Below are 1540 nucleotides of genomic sequence, written 5' to 3' on the forward strand. Positions count from 1 at the left end.
ATCTTATACATTTAGGTTTTGGATGGTATATCAAAGGAATACAGATTTTCGAGAGCCAACCTACTGATAATGAAATTCTAGTATTTTGTGAACAAATTAGATTAAAGAACATTTTTTTAAACCTTAATAGAAGTAATTTTGTTCATTCTTCTATAGGAGTTTTCATTAAAAATCCAGAGTGTTTTTTACCTAGATTAAATATTCTAGGAACTTTTCTTATGCCTAAATGTCCTTGTTTTCATGAGGTCACAGAAGATTTTAATAATGGACTTTATTCCGAAGATAAATTATATTGGTGTCCAATCTGTTCCAAGCACTATCATAAAAGTCAAATTAAATTTGAGCATATTACTAATATTTTAGAGGAGATTAAATAATATGTATAAGCTTAATAAAAATCTAAATAAAACATTAAATAATATGGGGTTATCTTCAAAGATACCCCTTATAGCTAAATTAACTTACTGTGCTCATCTTATTCCATCTTTAATAAGAGATGGGCATTGTATAAGTTTAGGTGGAGCTGGAATTGGAAAAACAACTACTATAAAAAATAGTACTAGTAAATTTAAAAATATTTCTAAGATTACTTCACCTGTTTTTTTTGGAAATCTAACCAATAAAACTCCTGGTTTAATTTCTAATCTATATGACGTTGCTGCTATCGAACAAATTTCTTCGATAAAATCTTTAGACGATGATTTAATTAATGACCTTCTTACACATTGTAACGAGGATGAGGTTACTAGATTAAATGAAACTTATGAAAATAGAACCAGTTTAGTTTTCTTAGGAAATTGTGATAAGAAATATACTATTCAAGATTGTCATGAAGATGCTTCTTCACCTCATCATATTGATACTGAATTTTTCAATATTCTTCCTGATGATTTTAAAAAAGAACAAGGTCTTGAAAGATTCATTTTCTTACCTAGCTTTAATTTAAAGAAAATAAATACTTCCTCTATCATTACTATTAAAGATGATAGTTTTAAAGAAAATATTAGTAAAAACAGAATGAGTTTCAATAATTATCACATGGAAGAAATGTCTATAAGAGCTTACAAAGCTCACTGTAAAATTATAACTGCATTAAATTATTTTCTAAATAGTAACAATGACCTTCATGAAGATTCTTGGATTTTTAAAGGTTTTAAAGCTTTTGCTTCATCTCTAGTCCAAATAACAACCGAACAAAAATATAAACATTTCTATTATAAGAATGAAGACGGAGGAAAATTAGCTTTAGCACTTATTCTAGATTTGTTTAATGAGAATGATTTAATTGAAGAAGCTCATTTTTTAGAAAATAGAGCTTTAATTAAGATAGCCAATAAAAATTTCTGGTATAAAATTGCTTTAAATTATATAGGAGAGTATGAAAATGAAATAGAAGCTAAGTTTTATAATAATAATCCAGAAAGTTTTATTAGTAAGATTATTGATATTAAAGACAATAATATGATTTTAATACAAGAATATGTTCCACTTGAAAGTAATTATTTTAAAATAAAAGATTTGAATTTTCTTTATAACAATG

2 protein-coding genes are annotated in these 1540 nt (G+C 25.6%); both read left to right on the plus strand.

Annotation, left to right across the window (positions count from 1 at the left end):
* Window positions 1-377: hypothetical protein (locus tag ACMOUI_RS10870; protein WP_418965716.1), on the plus strand; the 377-nt coding region annotated here is incomplete at its 5' end.
* Window position 378: 1 nt separating this feature from the next.
* On the plus strand, window positions 379-1540 hold a 1162-nt coding region (locus ACMOUI_RS10875), incomplete at its 3' end, for a BREX system Lon protease-like protein BrxL (RefSeq protein WP_418965717.1).

It is taken from the genome of Cetobacterium sp., from assembly GCF_048470075.1.
Classification (GTDB): Bacteria; Fusobacteriota; Fusobacteriia; order Fusobacteriales; family Fusobacteriaceae; genus Cetobacterium_A.